The sequence below is a fragment of the Hahella sp. HN01 genome, assembly GCF_018986435.1.
Taxonomy (GTDB): Bacteria; Pseudomonadota; Gammaproteobacteria; order Pseudomonadales; family Oleiphilaceae; genus Hahella.
In genome coordinates this window covers 193,633-209,764 of the sequence record NZ_JAHMIN010000001.1, presented here as the reverse complement: position 1 = coordinate 209,764, position 16,132 = coordinate 193,633, and the positions used below count along the sequence as shown (strand labels likewise).

The 16,132-nt window shown below is 52.1% G+C and carries 18 protein-coding genes; 8 read left to right on the top strand and 10 right to left on the bottom strand.

Annotated features, from left to right (window positions below; all coding sequences use genetic code 11):
• Nucleotide 1 precedes the first annotated feature (1 nt).
• Together rnhB and KP814_RS00975 are read left to right on the top strand one after the other, a co-directional pair.
• Nucleotides 2-610 carry a ribonuclease HII gene (gene rnhB / locus KP814_RS00980; protein WP_216734994.1) on the top strand — a complete coding sequence of 203 codons (609 nt, stop codon included), beginning with the start codon at nucleotides 2-4 and terminating at the stop codon, nucleotides 608-610.
• Nucleotides 611-641: 31 nt separating this feature from the next.
• On the top strand, nucleotides 642-1,085 hold the full coding sequence (locus tag KP814_RS00975; RefSeq protein WP_216734993.1) for a DUF4124 domain-containing protein: 444 nt from the start codon (nucleotides 642-644) through the stop codon (nucleotides 1,083-1,085).
• Nucleotides 1,086-1,160: 75 nt separating this feature from the next.
• Here the strand turns inward: KP814_RS00975 and fdxA are convergent, their stop codons facing one another.
• Nucleotides 1,161-1,484, bottom strand: a complete 324-nt coding sequence (gene fdxA, locus KP814_RS00970) for a ferredoxin FdxA (protein ID WP_011398974.1) — start codon at nucleotides 1,482-1,484, stop codon at nucleotides 1,161-1,163.
• 132 nt (nucleotides 1,485-1,616) lie between these two features.
• Complete coding sequence (gene mutS, locus KP814_RS00965; protein ID WP_216734992.1) at nucleotides 1,617-4,199, bottom strand: DNA mismatch repair protein MutS; 2,583 nt, start codon at nucleotides 4,197-4,199, stop codon at nucleotides 1,617-1,619.
• 143 nt (nucleotides 4,200-4,342) lie between these two features.
• Between mutS and KP814_RS00960 the strand changes: the two genes are divergently transcribed.
• Complete coding sequence (locus KP814_RS00960) at nucleotides 4,343-4,834, top strand: CinA family protein (protein ID WP_216734991.1); 492 nt, start codon at nucleotides 4,343-4,345, stop codon at nucleotides 4,832-4,834.
• A 116-nt stretch (nucleotides 4,835-4,950) separates the two neighbouring features.
• Nucleotides 4,951-5,988 carry a recombinase RecA gene (recA, locus tag KP814_RS00955; protein ID WP_216734990.1) on the top strand — a complete coding sequence of 346 codons (1,038 nt, stop codon included), beginning with the start codon at nucleotides 4,951-4,953 and terminating at the stop codon, nucleotides 5,986-5,988.
• A 147-nt stretch (nucleotides 5,989-6,135) separates the two neighbouring features.
• Here the strand turns inward: recA and KP814_RS00950 are convergent, their stop codons facing one another.
• On the bottom strand, nucleotides 6,136-6,618 hold the full coding sequence (locus KP814_RS00950) for a fibronectin type III domain-containing protein (RefSeq protein ID WP_216734989.1): 483 nt from the start codon (nucleotides 6,616-6,618) through the stop codon (nucleotides 6,136-6,138).
• A gap of 311 nt (nucleotides 6,619-6,929) precedes the next feature.
• Here KP814_RS00950 and KP814_RS00945 point away from each other — a divergent pair, with 311 nt between their 5' ends.
• Nucleotides 6,930-7,109: a hypothetical protein gene (locus KP814_RS00945; RefSeq protein WP_216734988.1), complete on the top strand. Its 180-nt coding sequence runs from the start codon at nucleotides 6,930-6,932 to the stop codon at nucleotides 7,107-7,109.
• A gap of 14 nt (nucleotides 7,110-7,123) precedes the next feature.
• Here the strand turns inward: KP814_RS00945 and KP814_RS00940 are convergent, their stop codons facing one another.
• Nucleotides 7,124-7,507: a SirB2 family protein gene (locus KP814_RS00940; protein WP_216734987.1), complete on the bottom strand. Its 384-nt coding sequence runs from the start codon at nucleotides 7,505-7,507 to the stop codon at nucleotides 7,124-7,126.
• A 152-nt stretch (nucleotides 7,508-7,659) separates the two neighbouring features.
• Between KP814_RS00940 and moaE the strand changes: the two genes are divergently transcribed.
• A complete protein-coding gene (moaE, locus tag KP814_RS00935) occupies nucleotides 7,660-8,133 on the top strand; it encodes a molybdopterin synthase catalytic subunit MoaE (protein WP_216734986.1) in 474 nt (157 codons plus the stop codon).
• A 30-nt stretch (nucleotides 8,134-8,163) separates the two neighbouring features.
• On the opposite strand, the gene mobA is transcribed toward moaE, so the two are convergent.
• The 3 genes from mobA to KP814_RS00920 all read right to left on the bottom strand — a co-directional run bounded on the left by mobA (nucleotide 8,164) and on the right by KP814_RS00920 (nucleotide 9,609).
• Nucleotides 8,164-8,763, bottom strand: coding sequence for a molybdenum cofactor guanylyltransferase MobA (mobA, locus tag KP814_RS00930; RefSeq protein ID WP_216734985.1), 600 nt, complete (start codon nucleotides 8,761-8,763; stop codon nucleotides 8,164-8,166).
• On the bottom strand, nucleotides 8,760-9,170 hold the full coding sequence (locus tag KP814_RS00925; RefSeq protein WP_216734984.1) for a PilZ domain-containing protein: 411 nt from the start codon (nucleotides 9,168-9,170) through the stop codon (nucleotides 8,760-8,762). Before KP814_RS00925 ends, mobA begins: the two co-directional genes overlap by 4 nt.
• 154 nt (nucleotides 9,171-9,324) lie before the next feature.
• On the bottom strand, nucleotides 9,325-9,609 hold the full coding sequence (locus KP814_RS00920) for a hypothetical protein (RefSeq protein ID WP_216734983.1): 285 nt from the start codon (nucleotides 9,607-9,609) through the stop codon (nucleotides 9,325-9,327).
• Nucleotides 9,610-9,979: 370 nt separating this feature from the next.
• On the opposite strand from KP814_RS00920, the gene KP814_RS00915 reads away from it, so the two are divergent.
• Nucleotides 9,980-12,358: a Lon protease family protein gene (locus tag KP814_RS00915; protein ID WP_216734982.1), complete on the top strand. Its 2,379-nt coding sequence runs from the start codon at nucleotides 9,980-9,982 to the stop codon at nucleotides 12,356-12,358.
• A 72-nt stretch (nucleotides 12,359-12,430) separates the two neighbouring features.
• Here KP814_RS00915 and KP814_RS00910 read toward each other — a convergent pair whose 3' ends face one another.
• The 3 genes from KP814_RS00910 to amrS all read right to left on the bottom strand — a co-directional run bounded on the left by KP814_RS00910 (nucleotide 12,431) and on the right by amrS (nucleotide 15,095).
• Nucleotides 12,431-13,279, bottom strand: a complete 849-nt coding sequence (locus KP814_RS00910) for an ion transporter (protein WP_216734981.1) — start codon at nucleotides 13,277-13,279, stop codon at nucleotides 12,431-12,433.
• A gap of 113 nt (nucleotides 13,280-13,392) precedes the next feature.
• Entirely contained in the window at nucleotides 13,393-14,004 is a 612-nt protein-coding gene (locus KP814_RS00905) for an alpha-ketoglutarate-dependent dioxygenase AlkB (protein WP_216734980.1), read from the bottom strand.
• Between the two features lie 5 nt (nucleotides 14,005-14,009).
• Nucleotides 14,010-15,095: an AmmeMemoRadiSam system radical SAM enzyme gene (gene amrS, locus KP814_RS00900; protein ID WP_371824018.1), complete on the bottom strand. Its 1,086-nt coding sequence runs from the start codon at nucleotides 15,093-15,095 to the stop codon at nucleotides 14,010-14,012.
• Between the two features lie 191 nt (nucleotides 15,096-15,286).
• Between amrS and KP814_RS00895 the strand changes: the two genes are divergently transcribed.
• Nucleotides 15,287-16,117: a M23 family metallopeptidase gene (locus tag KP814_RS00895; protein WP_253938082.1), complete on the top strand. Its 831-nt coding sequence runs from the start codon at nucleotides 15,287-15,289 to the stop codon at nucleotides 16,115-16,117.
• The last annotated feature ends 15 nt before the right edge of the window (nucleotides 16,118-16,132 follow it).

Genomic DNA, 16,132 nt, shown 5'->3' with positions numbered 1-16,132 from the left:
CATGAGTAATTCGCAGATTGGTTTGTTCGATCAGCAAACTGGCGAGCTTGTAGCCGGCGTCGACGAGGTTGGCAGGGGGCCTTTGGCTGGCCCTGTCGTGGCGGCGGCGGTTATATTAAATCCAGAAAAGCCTATTGAAGGCCTGAATGACTCTAAAAAACTAAGTCATCGTCAGCGGGTTGCGTTGTCACAGGAAATTAGAGAAAAAGCGCTGGCGTGGGCGACGGGGTGGGCTACTGTCGAAGAGATTGATCAAATTAATATCTTGCAGGCTTCGTTGCTGGCGATGCAGCGCGCCGTAGCAGGTTTGCAGGTTACGCCGGATTTGGCTCTGATAGATGGTAACAAAATCCCCAAGTTGGAGATGCCAGCGGAAGCGATTGTTAAAGGCGATAGCAAAGTGGCGGCCATTGCGGCGGCTTCTATACTAGCTAAAGTAGAGCGTGACGAAGAACTGGATAGATTAGACGCAATTTTCCCTGGGTACGGGCTGGCGGGGCATAAAGGTTACCCAACGGCTCAGCATTTATCCGCGTTGAAGGAGCTGGGGGTGACGGAAATACATCGGCGCAGCTATAAGCCGGTGCAGCAGTTATTGCAAGGTGACTAAAGTGGCTAGGCATATCGTTAGAAATCTTCCCATGAGCGGCATAGCCGTTGCGCTGCTATTCTGCTTTGGCGCGTCTGCGCAGGCGGAAATCTACAAATGGGTCGATGAGCATGGCGAAGTACATTTCAGCGATACGCGCCAACATAAGGACGCCAAAGTCATCAAAATTCAACCCAATGTCTCGGATGCGCAAAAGCGCGATGCGGAGCAGGTCGGACAGCGTTACCAGCGTATCTATGAGCAGTATAAAGTTGAGGAAGCCGCGCGGGTCGCTCATGAAAAAGAGCGTGCGGCTCAAAAAGCCAAATTAGATAATTACTGTGCGGAGCTTAGAAAGGATATCAATCAGATTGACCAGGGATACGCTTTTGCGCGCATTAAAGATGACGGCACGCCTGAGTATGTCTCTGACGAAGAAATTGCTCAGCGGCGCAGTAAGTTGCAGGCGCTCTATCAGGAAAAGTGCGCGCCTTAGCCGTAGCATTCGTTAAAAATAAAAGAGGGCTCGAAACCCTCTTTTATTATGTCTGAAGCTGGACGCTAATTTGGATCAGCGCGCCAGATCTTTAAGTTTGCCCTTGACGCCTTTCCAGTCATCCGCATCAGCAGGCGCGTCTTTTTTCTCCGTGATATTCGGCCAGACGCGGCACAGCTCTTCATTCAGCGCGATAAATTCCTTTTGATCTTCCGGCAATTCATCCTCGGAAAAAATGGCTTCGGCCGGGCACTCTGGCTCACACAATGCGCAGTCGATGCATTCGTCTGGATCGATGACGAGGAAGTTAGGACCCTCGTAGAAGCAGTCCACTGGGCACACTTCGACGCAATCGGTGTATTTGCACTTGATGCAATTTTCGGTAACAACAAAAGTCATGGTCTGATCCCTTATTATGAAACTCTGCGCGATTGCTCAGTGACCGTTGGGCCGCGCGATTTAGTATTGTAGAAAACCCTTTCGGCGCAAGCAACCCGAGGCGCTCTTGCAACGCCCGGGATACCTGAGTTTTCAGGTGTTCTTACTCATCGATTTCAGCTCATACAGCATATTTAATGCATCTCGCGGAGAAAGAGAATCCACGTCGAGTTTTTGCAGGCGGGTCTCCACCTCGCTAGGCTCGATTCGAGCGAACAAATCGTCCTGAAGAGATGGCGCAGGAGCCGTCAACGCGGGCTTGGACCCGCCGCTTTCCAGCTGTTTCAATTGCTTTTGCGCTTGGTTGATAACCTGCGGCGGCACCCCCGCCAGTTGCGCCACCTGTATTCCGTAGCTCTTGCTCGCTGGGCCTTCGTGTACGGTATGCAGGAAGACAATGCTGTCATTGTGCTCCGTAGCGGTCAGGTGCACGTTGGCGACATTTGTGTGTGTCTTGGGTAGCGCAGTCAGTTCGAAGTAGTGTGTGGCGAACAGGGTAAAGGCCTGAATTTCCTGAGCTAAGTGCTCAGCGCAGGCCCAGGCCAGCGAGAGTCCGTCAAAGGTGCTGGTGCCGCGGCCGACTTCATCCATCAAGACCAGACTCTGGCGGGTCGCGTAATGCAGGATGTTGGCGGTTTCAGTCATCTCCACCATAAACGTGGAGCGCCCGCCAGCGATGTCGTCGGAGGACCCCATACGGGTGAATACGCGATCTATCGGGCCGATGACAACTTGAGCTGCGGGCACAAAGCTGCCGCAGTAAGCCAGGATGACAATACAGGCAGTCTGGCGCATGTAGGTGGACTTACCGCCCATGTTAGGGCCGGTAATGATCAGCATGCGATGTTTGTCCTGCAGATCCAGATCGTTGGGGACGAACGGCTCCTGACTGACTTGCTCAACAACTGGATGACGACCGCCTTCGATATGCAGCATGTGCTCATCTGTCAGCTCTGGGCAGACCAGATTCAGTGTCAGCGCTCTTTCCGCAAAGTTGGACAGCACATCCAGTTCTGATAGGGCGCGAGCGCTGTCCTGAAGGGGAGCGAGCTGTTCTGCGATGGTTTCCAGAATCTGGTCATAAAGCATCTTTTCCCGGCTCAATGCGCGGCTCTTGGCGCTAAGCGCTTTATCTTCAAAAGTTTTCAGCTCGGGAGTAATAAAGCGTTCAGCGTTTTTTAGTGTCTGGCGTCGAATGTAATCTGCGGGCGCCTGGTCGGATTGTGTGCGACTCAGCTCGATGAAGTAACCGTGAACGCGGTTATAGCCCACTTTTAAAGAGGATAACTGCGTGCGTTCTTTTTCTCGTTTCTCAATTTCCAGCAGATAGTCGCCTGCGTTTTCACTGATTCCGCGCAATTCGTCCAGCTCTTCATCGAAACCCTGGCAAAGCACGCCGCCATCGCGAATAACGACAGGAGGGTTTTCTTCTATGGCGCGGGTGAGAAGGTCTGCGATGTCTGGAAACTCACTGACTTGTTTGGCCAGGCGGCGCAGATGAACGTCACTTAGCTCCTCCATCTGCTTTTGCAAATCAGGCAGGAGCGTCAGCGTATCCCGCAAGCGGGCGAGATCACGAGGGCGCGCTGAGCGCAACGCTACTCGAGACAGAATGCGTTCGCTATCGCCAATCTGTTTGAGCGTTTCGTGTAATGCTTCGAACTGATAGCCTTCCAGCAGCTCTTTAATTGCGTTTTGACGCTGACGCACCTCTTCCTGGCTGCGCAATGGACGATTCAGCCAACGGCGCAACATGCGGCTGCCCATGGCGGTGGCGGATTTGTCCATGACCCATGCCAGCGTGTGCCGGGAATCTCCCGCCAAATTAACGTCAATTTCAAGGTTTCTGCGGCTGGCGGCGTCAAGAATGATGGAGTCTTCGCGGCGCTCCCGAATCATTGTGCGAATATGGGGAAGCTGAGAGCGCTGCGTCTCTTGGGCATACTGAAACAGGCAGCCGGCGGCTTCTATGGCGACGCTCATGCCTTCGCAATCGAATCCAGCCAGGTCTTTAGTGCGAAATTGCTGGCATAGCAGGCGCTGGGCCGTTTCCTGTTCAAAGTACCAGGGGGGCTGCTTTTGCACGCCTGTGTAGTTTTCCAATAGCGTCAGAAAAGGGAACTGTTCGCTGACCAGAATCTCAGCGGGTCGCAGGCGTTGCAGTTCACTGGCTAACGCTTCGGCTCCGCGCACTTCCTGGATCAAAAAGCGACCGCCGGCGATATCCAGCGTGGCCAGGCCGAATAAATCCTTATAAGCGCTTATCGCTAACAGTAAGTTGTCCGACTTCTCTTCTAGAAAGGCTTCATCGCTGAGCGTGCCCGGCGTGACGACTCTGACGACCTTGCGTTCTACAGGCCCTTTGCTGGTGGCCGGGTCGCCAACCTGCTCGCAGATGACGACGGATTCGCCAAGACGAACCAAGCGGGCGATATATCCCTCTGCGGCATGGAAGGGTACGCCCGCCATGGGAATGGGCTGTCCGCCGGACTGGCCTCTCTGAGTCAAGGTGATATCCAGCAGCTCCGCGGCGCGGCGGGCGTCTTCGTAGAACAGCTCATAGAAGTCGCCCATTCTATAGAATACGAGCTGATGAGGATGTTTCGCCTTGATGCCAAGATACTGTTGCATCATTGGCGTGTGTTGGGGTTTGATTGCGGATTCAATAGCGGACATGACAGAACAAAAGGATTGTGTAATTTTATGAATGAAGGCGGGATTGTAAGGGAAAGCCATGGCCTTAATAAAGGAGGCCGATCATTGTCCCGGAGCGTAATGCGCGCCCTTCCTGTATTTAAATTGGGGTTGATGGTGACGGAATGAACGATGAGATCAAGAGTCTGGCGGCGCGTTTAGGCGTAATCCTGAGTGAGAGAGGCCTGAAGGTGACGACAGCGGAATCTTGTACCGGCGGTGGAATCGCCTATGCGATTACCTCCGTTGCGGGTAGTTCGAATTGGTTTGAGGAAGGCGTGGTCACATACTCCAATGACGCCAAGCAGTCGCGCTTACAAGTGTCGTCGGAGGCCCTGATGCGATATGGCGCTGTCAGCGAAGAGGTTGTGAAAGAGATGACGCTTGGCGCCTTGCAGCTCGCGCAAGCGCAGCTTGCTATCGCTGTAAGCGGAATAGCTGGCCCTGGAGGCGGAACCGCAGAGAAGCCCGTTGGGCTGGTCTGGGTTGCATGGAGATTTCGGGACTTGGTTGTGGCGCGGAGCTTTCATTTTTCTGGAGACAGGGAGCAGGTGCGCCTGCAGTCCGTTGCTGAGGGATTGCGGGGAGCGATAGCGATGCTGGAAAGCAATTTGTAGAAAATTTAAGCGTGACTTTGTCCGTCGGCTTGTGGAATAATGCTGTCAATTTATACAGTAATTCTGGGTTGGAATAACAACTCGTACCGGTTAAATGAAATAAAGGGTGTTTAAGAATGGATGACAATCGTAAGAAGGCGTTGACGGCCGCTTTATCACAAATTGAGCGTCAGTTTGGTAAAGGCGCAGTTATGCGGATGGGCGAGCAGCCGAGAGAAATTATTCCTTCCGTTTCTACTGGCTCGCTTGGACTGGATATCGCACTTGGCATAGGCGGCTTGCCATACGGACGTATTGTCGAGATCTATGGACCTGAGAGTTCCGGTAAAACCACTTTGACTTTGCAGGTGATCGCAGAAGCACAGCGTCAGGGCAAGACCTGTGCGTTCGTTGATGCGGAGCATGCGCTGGACCCCATTTACGCAGAGAAGCTTGGCGTTAATATCGATCAATTGCTGGTTTCTCAGCCCGATACGGGCGAGCAGGCTCTGGAAATTGCCGATATGCTGGTACGCTCCGGCGCGGTTGACGTCATCATTATCGACTCCGTTGCTGCACTAACGCCGAAAGCGGAGATCGAAGGCGAAATGGGAGATTCCCATGTTGGTCTGCAAGCCCGTTTGATGTCTCAGGCGCTGAGAAAGCTGACCGGCAGCGTTAAGCAAGCGAATTGCTTGATGATCTTCATTAACCAGATTCGTATGAAAATCGGTGTAATGTTCGGATCGCCAGAGACCACTACTGGTGGTAACGCGCTTAAGTTCTATGCTTCCGTTCGTCTTGATATTCGCCGCGTCGGCTCTGTGAAAGAAGGAGAAGAAGTCGTTGGTAACGAGACTCGCGTGAAAGTGGTGAAAAACAAAGTGTCTCCTCCTTTTAGACAGGCGGATTTCCAGATCATGTACGGGCGCGGAATTTACCGCACCGGAGAGATTATCGATCTGGGCGTGAAGGAAGGCTTTGTTGATAAGTCCGGCGCTTGGTATAGCTACAAAGGCGACAAGATCGGTCAAGGTAAAGCGAACTCCTCAAGATATCTGGAAGAGCACCCTGAGATTGCGATAGAAATCGAAACTGCGATCAGAGATAAATTGATGCCGAAGATGCCAGCCAAAGAGAAAGAAGCGCCCGTCGCTCCAGTTGAGGCTGAATAAGGCCAGATCTTCCTAGAGCGTATTTGCTCAATACAAAATATAAGGGCGGCCTTTTAGCCGCCCTTATTGCGTTTCCTTGTCCATATTCCTTCTCTCTATTTTTCCGTATCGAGTATTGTCCTTGGTCGGATGAGTTGTTGATCGGCGTTAAAGGATCTTCTTGGTCATAATCTTGGAAGGTTCGCTTTCCATCCCGTTTATATCCAGAACCGTGACAGCGAAATAGTGAACGCCTTTTTCCAGGTTGGAAAACGCATACTCAAATTGCTGGTCCCCAACTTCGACGTATTTCCAGTCATTGTCTGATTCATGCTGGTGGTACACGCGGTAGCCTTCTAATTCATATAGCTCGATTTCGCTGCCGTCTTCACGAGTATAAGGTGGTTCCCAGATGATAAACGCACTACGGGCGTAGTTCGTTGATTGCTTCGCTGCGGCGATTTGGGGAGTATTCCCGTCGATACTGGAAGAGTCGCTTCCAGATCCTCCACCACCGCCACACCCGGTTAAGACAGCGCTTGCCAGAGTGAAGCTAAAAATAGCGGTGATGGATCTACAATTTGATTTGGCGCGGTGAAAAATACTTTTTAAGTATGAAAGGGCTTTGACCTCAAAGTTAACTTGATTCAAATCATTCCCCTATTAGTAGAGTTAGAGTTATAAGTTGACGTTATAAACAGATAACGCCCCGCGCTCTTAGTCAGGATTCGTGCCAATAATGACGGGATGTTGGTAATTTGTTTAAAAAACAAAGAGTTATGCTTTTTGTTTATCTCTTTCTGGATTTGGACTATTGTGAAAAGGGTTGCCTTTTTCTTACCAGAACGCCGGTGTTTGAAATTATTGTTATAAATTTCAAATGGTTAGATTGTCTGCAATTGGCGACAGTGATTGTAGAATCGAAAATGTAACTTGAGCTGTTGTGGAGAGGGAGAACGAATATGAAGTGGGTCGTATTGCTAGCTATCGTGGTCGCGGTCGTGATTTGGGTGGTTAATAGTCGGAAACGAAACCCTGTGAGCGATCCTGAAGTCAAAGAGCTTGACCAGAAGCGTTATTACGTGACGCCACCTAAGCCGGGTGACCTAGAACCCGAGGATAAAAGCGGCACGCAATACTAATTTGGCGGAAGGTTTTAAAACGGTAATGGCCAGCTATTTTTAGTCAGGGCGACCATGACGACATAGGCGAACGCCATATAAGCGCCAAGTCCGAACAGGATGCGAGCCCCTTTTGTCTTGCCTCTCTTGAGCGCGAACACGCCTAACGCAATATAAATGATTAACCCCACCACTTTTGCGGTGAGCCATCCATTATAGAAAGGGTATTGCTGGAGCTTGAGTGCGAGTCCTATGGCGCTCAGGAGTAGCACTGTGTCGATAATGTGTGGAAGAATTTTGCTTAACTTACGCTGCAAGAGCGAACTTTCCAGAATCATCCATATAAAGCGCAGGGTAAAGGACGCAAAGGTTAGCGCAACGCAGGTCATATGAATGTGTTTGAGCAGCATGTAGCTCATGACGGGCTCCTTTCACAGCTTCTTTTTTATTTCGGTTTGTTTGAACGACGGCCGCCTATTAGAAATTCTTTCCTTAAAAACTTAAAGTGTTAGTCAGCATTTCTTTATCTATTGCGCGTTACGCGCAGCCTTCATTAGGTGGTTTCTGAACGATGAGTGACAACATAAACATCGATGTGACAACGGACGACTTTGATCTCGGAGAAGAAACGCGTCGATTGACGGATGGCGACACCAGTGTCGGCGCGGTTTGCAGTTTTGTCGGCCTGGTGCGTGACTTCAGTGATAAGCCTGATGTGAAAGGACTTTATCTGGAGCACTATCCGGCCATGACGGAAAAGTCACTGCTTAAAATTGCAGAAGAAGCTTCTCAGCGCTGGGATTTGAATGGGGTGAGAGTCATCCATCGAGTGGGCGAGCTTTGGGCGGGAGATCAGATTGTCCTGGTGGTGGCCGCCAGCGCTCATCGTGGTGATGCTTTCGCCGCCTGTGAGTTCATCATGGATTATTTAAAGGTGCAGGCGCCATTCTGGAAGAAGGAACTGACGGCGGAAGGGGAGCACTGGGTGGAGGCCAAGGAAAGCGATCAGGCCAGGGCGGGAGAATGGAGTTCTGAGTCTGAATAACTTCGGTAGCTTGAGACGAGCGTACTTCTGTTACTGTTCTTGGGACTTGTCCAGATTCGCCAGTTCTTCCAGTGTATTGATGTTATAGAACATCTCCGGGCAGTCGCTGAAGTCGATTTGTTGCAAGGGGCGTGAATCCAGCCAGCGTTTGACGCTACGTCCCTCGCTCTGTAGAAAGCGAAGAATATCTTCAAAACTGCTTGCGGGAAGCAGGCAGTGCAGATACTGCAATCGCTCTCCATCCCAGGCGATGTTTATCTGGTTGTCACGTCTGCCGGCAAACATGCGAAGCGCGTATTCAGGTCTGAGAAGTGGCGTATCGCAGGGGCTGATCAATAGCCACTCTTTACTCATATAGGGTTGGGCGGAGTAGATGCCCGCCAGAGGGCCGGCAAACTCTCCCCAGTCATCGGAAAAGACAAAAGGCGTCATGCGCTGATACTGCGCCCTGTTGCGATTACAACTGATTAGAACTCGTTCGCAGGTTTTGGCGAATGTGGAATGTATATGTTGGGCGAGAGGCTGGCCGCGCCAGGATAGCAGCCCTTTGTCATTGCCGCCCGCGCGTTGTCCTTTGCCGCCCGCGAGAATCAGTCCGTCGCAGTCCAGCATGGTCAACGGCTCAGTCATGAAGCCCTTGAGCGACAGGCTTCCTGCGCTTTGCTGAATAAGCCTTCAATACGGGACAAAGCATTATCAACTTCTCTGGAATAATCTCTGCTGGAGGCGCAGTAAGCGAATTGGATGCCGTATCTGAAGCCATGCTCATGTTCGCGGCAGTTAACAATCTGCGCCTGAATGCCATTTTCAGCAATGTAGCGGCCCCGGAAACAAAGTTCAATCTTCTCGCCCAGACGAAATTTCTGACTACTGTGAAACGCCATACCATAGCGGTTAAAGTCTATGCAGTTAACGACGATACGAGTTTTGGAGCGGCTGAACAGGCCTGATAAACAAACCATTGCTGTCATGGCTGTTGTGGTGTGCCGTACTTTGATGCGGCGTTCTGATTGGGAGGAAAAAGTCACTTCCTGCATGATCTTATGCTGAGTCTGTATCTTTTGGGTAATAGCGTTAAGCCCGATGGATTCCCTTTATCGGGCTGCTTATTTTATTAATTGGATTTGGGTAATAAATGCTCAGCTTCGTGTTTTGTGAGCTGGCGCAACCCGTGTGGTTGATGGCGAGGGGCTAAACGGCAGTATTCACCAGCCTTCCTGTTCTATTCTCCAGCTCTTCCGGTTGCCCGTCTCGCGCCCCGAGCAGTTTGGGGGTGCGTCGCTCTCGCCTTTTGCGGCGTTCCTGGCCGTCGTAGTCGTTTTCATCGCTGCGCCGACGATCAGGGCGCATGCGGCGATCATGCAGCTCGCCTTCTGTCAGGGGCGCCTGCGCCGGCGTGGACTCGACCTGTGCAGCCTGTTTCAGGGAAGCGGAGCTGGGGGGGGAAGGCCTGTTTCTGGCGTCATTAATGTACATGTCTGGATTTCCTCTAACAGGTTGTCTTTCATTTTTTCAATCATTCCCTATTGTTGTATTAACTCGCCTTGAATTGTTGCGTTTGGCCCTGTTTCCGGCCGGCGTCGCCGTAACCGGAGTTACGCTAAACTTATAACGGCGGGTGTAGGAAAAACTTTAGCTCGCCTGATCAATAGTCAGCGCTTTTGTAGGTCTTCTAGCGTTGGCGGGCGTGGCGGAGAGCATCTTGGATAATTGTGTAAAAGCGGTTTTGTGCTAAAGCCGATTTGGTTAAACTTGACCCTTTTTTGGGAAGTCGCAGGTGAGCCGGCGTGGCGAGCAGCGATCTATACACGCATTTTGACGCCCCGATTTAGCTCGGGCGGAGTCTATGACTAAGAAAAAGCCCCTACCAATCCAATCGCTCTACAAACCCTGTCTGACAAAAGATTTTAAATTCAGCAGCACCCGCGCGCTGGAGCCGCTGGAAGGCATTCTTGGGCAGAATCGCGCCCAGGAGGCGGTGCAGTTCGCCATATCCATGGCGGATGCCGGCTACAACATATACGCCATTGGCCGCAACGGTCTGGGTAAGCGGACGATGATCATGCGCTTCCTGGAGAAAAAACGTTCCGATGCGGTCGCCAGCGACTGGTGCTACGTCAACAACTTTGACGATGTGCGCTCGCCCAAAGTGCTGCGTCTTCCCGCCGGGCTGGGAATGCCGTTAAAGAAAGATTTGGAACAACTGTTGGTGCGCCTGCAAAAGGGCATTCCGCAGGCGTTTGACAATGAGTCTTACTATGAGCGCGCAGAGCAGATTAAAAACGAGCTGAGTCAGAAGCAGGAAAAATCGCTTAGTCGCATCGCCAACGCGGCCAAAAAACAGCAAATCAGCCTGACTGTGACAACGCCTGGCGGTTATCGTCTGGTGGCGACGGACGGCGAGAAGCCATACAGCGCGGACACGTTTGCGGAACTCCCGGAAGCTCGCCAACAGGAGTTTGAAGACGCGATCAACAAGCTGGAGAAAAAGCTCCGCACGGTGCTGCGTCGACTCAGCCAGTGGGAACAGGAATATGCGGATAAACAGCAGGCGCTGAATGAAGAGATTGCGCTGGCGGTTTCTCAGCACTTGATCGATAACCTGAAGAAAAAGTATCGCGAGCACACAGAAGTCGTTGAGCATCTGGAACAAATTCAGGCGGATTTGCTGAAAAACGTTGAGATTTTTCTGGACGACGGCGAAGAACAGGCGGCTCTGGCTGCGGCCACCATGGATAACAAACTGCCCAGACGCTACCAGGTGAACGTGATGGTGCATCACGACGCCAATGGCAATGCGCCGATCGTCGTGGAAGACAACCCAAACTACTTCAACCTGTTTGGGGCGGTGGAGAACGTCACTTATAAAGGCACGGTATTTACCGACTTTACCCTGATCCGTCCCGGTGCTCTTCATCGCGCTAATGGCGGCTATCTCCTCATGGACGCGGTCAAAGTACTTGAGCAGCCTTTTGTCTGGGATGCAATCAAGCGCACGCTACGCTCAGGCAATGTGGTCATGAATGCGCTGGAGAAAGAGATCACGCTGTCCGGTACGATTTCTCTGGAACCGGAGCCAATGCCGCTGGAAGTGAAAATCGTGCTGTTCGGCGACAGAGATACATACCTGTTGCTGCAGCAGTATGATCCAGACTTCGGCGAGCTGTTCAAGGTGACGGCGGACTTTGAAAGTGAGATTTCGCGCACGCCCGAGACTCAAATGCACTATGCTCGCTTTATTACCAGCCTGGTGCGCGAAAAGGGGCTGATGCCTTGTGATCGCTACGCGGTGATGAGAATCCTGGAGCATAGCGCTCGCGTCGCGGAAGATCAGAACCGGTTGTCTTTGCACGCGGCGGATATCGCTAATCTGTTGCGTGAGAGTAACTACTGGGCCAACGACGCGAAAGCGAAAATGATCCATTCAGAACATGTCGACAAAGCGCTGCGCAGCGCGGAATATCGCTCCAGTCGAATTCGTGATCAAGTGTTCGACAGCATCCGCGATGGCACTACGCTGATTTCCACAGTTGGAGAGAAAGTGGGCCAAATCAATGCGTTGTCGGTGTTGAGTACGGGCGATCATGAGTTTGGCGTGCCGAGCCGGGTGACTGCGACCACGCATTATGGCGATGGCGAAGTGATCGATATCGAGCGCGACGTTAAGCTGGCTGGCGCTATTCACTCCAAGGGCATGATGATCCTGTCTGCCTATCTGGCTTCTATTTTCGGAAAGAATGGTCCGATCAGAATTTCCGCCAGTATCGCCTTTGAGCAGTCTTACAGCGAAGTCGATGGCGACAGTGCATCCATGGCGGAGTTTTGCGCGATCATTTCTTCGATTGCCGATGCGCCAATCAGGCAGAACATTGCAATTACCGGTTCGATGAACCAGTTCGGCGATTCTCAACCGGTTGGCGGGGTCAACGAGAAGATTGAAGGCTTCTTCGAAACCTGCTGCATCAAAGGGCTGAGTGGGGAGCAGGGCGTGATTATTCCCGCTTCCAACGAGCACAACCTGATGCTGAACAAGCGTGTGCTGGACGCCTGCAAGGAGAAGAAATTCTTCATTTATTCCGTCAGGAATGTAGGAGAGGCGCTGGAGATTTTGACTGGCCTGCGCGTTGGACAGCCAAACGAAAAAGGCGTCTATAGCCGCAATACGTTATTTGGCATGGTTCAGCAGAAGCTCAAGCAACTGAAAATTGCGGAGAGACGTCACTAGGGCGTCCCTCCGTACTATCTATAGTATCCGTACTACGCACTAAAAGGCGTGCGGCGTCTTTGGCCGCATGCCTCAACTCTGAGCTTTAACTGGCTTCACAACTGTCCCCAAAGGAAGTCGCGCGCCGCAATGGCTGCAAAAACGAGCTTCCGCTTCATGTAAATCTTTTTCACAGGAACGACAGGCCAGACTCAGGTAGTTGTTGCGCAATACGTTGGAAAGTTCTGCGGTAAAAATACCTGTTGGCACGGCGATGATAGCGTAACCCATCACCATGACCATCGCCGCCATGCCTTGGCCAAGGTCTGTCCTTGGAGCGATATCTCCATATCCCACGGTGGTGAGAGTAACGATAGCCCAATAGATGCTGCGCGGAATGCTGGTGTAACCATTAGCGGGGCCCTCTATCAGATACATCATGCAGCCGAACAATGTGACCAGCACCAGGATGGAAAACAGAAACACCGTAACTTTTTGCCGGCTTTGGCGAATCGCGTGCAACAGCAGGTTGGCCTGAGAAACGTACTTCGCCAGCCGCAGGATACGAAACACCCTCAGAACTCTAAGCACCCTGATGACCAGCAGGTAGTGCGCGCCGCCCACGAACAAGCTCAAATAGGTGGGGAGGATGGAGAGCAGGTCGACGATGCCGTAAAAGCTGAAAATATACCTAATGGGTTTGTCTACACAGTAGATTCGCAGCAGGTACTCAGCTGTGAACAGGATTGTGAAAAGCCACTCAACGGCCACGAACCAGTCGCCGTATTTCATGCGCAGCTCACTGACGCTGTCCAGCATCACGGTCAGCACGCTGATAAGAATGCCGCCGATCAACGCTATGTCAAAGGCTTTGCCGGCCGGGGTGTCAGCGTGAAAAATAATGATATAAAGCTGCCTGCGCAGCTTGTCGTTAATAGACATGTTTTTCTCGAAACTGGTTTAACGGATAACCACGCCGCAGATTCTAATTCATCATTGAGGATGCGCAACCGTTTACTGGTGAGCTGCGACGGTCATCAGGGTTGGGGGATCCATCAGACGGCGAGAATATTTCGATAAGTCAGATTCAATCGCGGACCCACTGGCGTTTTGGTTTTGGGAAGTTGATGGCGCCAGTGGCGCTGCATGTCTCCTGACATGATCAGCAGCGAGTTGTGCATCAGCTCTATCGCCAGGGTTTGGCCGCCTCGTTTGGGCTTGATCTGAAATTTACGTGTTGCGCCAAAAGAAAAAGAAGCAATGATGGGAGTGGACCCCAGCTCAGGCTCATCATCTGCATGCCAGGAAACGCTGTCCTGGCCGTTCCGATATAGGTTACACAGCGCACAGTTGAACTCCGTGGAGGCGTGTTCAGACGCGATATGACGCAACTGTTGCAGCAGTGGAGAGAATTGAGTGGGACTCAGGCGCAGACCAGAATAAGCATAATGGCAGTGCGCTTCTCCATACCAGGCCTGCAGGCGCGGGATGGGAATAGTGCGGCCTTGGATGCGCAGGCTGTCCTGGCGCCAGGCCAAGTGCTGGGTCAAGTCCTCCATAACAGAGGCTGCGTGTGCGTCCGTCAGTACTGGATGAATGAGGGTGAGCGCGCCATTAGCTATCGCAATAGGCTCAATTTGGAGGTCTGGATGCTGGCGTAACTGCATGCGTTCTAGTTAATCCTTACGGGTTGGCGTCGGGGGCCCCAGTTGCCGGGATGTGATTCAAATACACCCGGTAAGACGGCTCCACAATGGGCGCATTCCCCGTGCTCATTTAAACCCCATTTACCGAGGCGGTACCAGTCGCGTTCTATCAGTAACTCTCCACAGCTGGCGCACCACGTGCTGCCGCCTTGGCTATCATGAACATTGCCGGTATATGCATAGCGTACGCCGTTTTTCATGGCGATATCCCGGGCGCGAGTGAGCGTTTCCGGGGGCGTGTGGGGTTTGTCCCACATTTTCCAATCTGGATGGAAGGCGGAGAAATGCATGGGAACGTCTGGACCGAGGTGTTCCACGACCCATTGGGTCATGTCCTCCAACTCTTGAGAGGAGTCATTTTCATCTGGAATCAGCAGCGTGGTGATTTCGAACCAAACTGATGTCTCCTGTTTCAGGTAGATCAGTGTGTCTAAAACCTCCGCTAGGTGCGCACCGCAAATTTTATGGTAGAAGCGTTCGGTGAAGGCTTTCAGGTCAACATTGGCGGCGTCCATGTAGCGATAAAATTCCTTGCGGGGCTCCGGGCACATAAAGCCGGCCGTCACGGCGACAGACTTTACGCCGACCTCATGACAGGCTTGGGCCACATCAATTGCGTATTCGTGAAAAATCACGGGGTCGTTATACGTGAAGGCGATGCTGCGGCAGCCGTAACGCAGGGCTGCCTCGGCCAGTTGTTGCGGCATGGCGGTGGCGGCGAGGGTATCCATTTCTCTGGATTTGCTCATGTCCCAGTTTTGACAGAATTTACAGGCGAGATTGCAACCGGCGGTGCCAAAAGACAGCACGGGCGTGCCCGGCAGAAAGTGATTCAACGGCTTTTTTTCTATAGGGTCGATGCAAAACCCGCTGGAGCGACCGTAGCTGGTGAGCACAATGGCGTCATTTTCTCGCGCTCTCACAAAGCATAAGCCTTGCTGTCCTTCATGTAGTTTGCAGGCGCGAGGGCAGATATCGCACTGAATGCGGCCATCATCCAGTTGATGCCAATAGCGAGTAGGGTGATTTGGGGGCGGTTGGAGATGGGCCATCATTAAAATCAGGTTAGAAACGCCTGCCTCCGCTTACATTTGTCAGCTATCGGGCGGATAAACGGTTTTACCCGCTTCCACTAACGGCTATGATAATGAGAATACCACAAAGTGGTTCGCCATTTGTTTTGCGCGCGGTCTTATCGTTAAAAATGATGTTAATCAGACTACTGCGAAGCCTTCCGCATTGGATGCTTCTTCTTTCTCTTACTCTCTGCGCCCGTGTTTGGGCGGCGTCTCCTATTGAACTCAAGGGTGACTTAACTCAGGGCGGCCTAGTCGTCGGCCAAATCGCTGCTGATGCTCAGGTCTGGTATGACGACCATAAGCTTGAACTGACGAAAGATGGTCATTTTGTGTTTGGTTTTGAGCGCGATGACGAATTAAGCCATAGCCTGAAGGTCCGTTTGGCGGATGGACAGGAATGGACGCAACCCGTCACTATCTCCGCCAGAGATTACGACATACAGTATATCGAGGGCATTCCCAAGAAGATGATGGAGCCCGACCCGAACGATTTGAAGCGCATTCGGGAGGAAAACGCTCAAGTAGCCCGTGCGCGGGGACGCGATTCCCGACTAAACTATTTTTTACAGGGATTTATTTCTCCTGCGAAAGGGCCGATTACGGGAGTGTATGGCAGTCAGCGTTATTTCAACGGCGAGCCGCGTCGCCCGCACTATGGTTTGGATATCGCTGCGCCGCGAGGCGCTTCCGTGATTGCGCCAGCCTCGGGAGAAGTAACGCTCACGCACCCGGATATGTTTTTTTCAGGGGGAACCCTGGTGATCGATCACGGTTATGGTGTGTCTTCCACCTTTATTCATCTGGATAAGATTCTGGTGAAAGTGGGCGACAAAGTGGAACAGGGACAGGAAATCGCCAAAGTCGGTTCTACCGGGCGGGCCACAGGGCCGCATCTGGACTGGCGGATAAACTGGTTTCAGACCAGGCTCGATCCGGCGTTGTTGCTGGCGTCGGAACCTAAAATGATGAGCAACAAGAACCTGCAAGAAAAATAGGTAATTAGCCAAGAT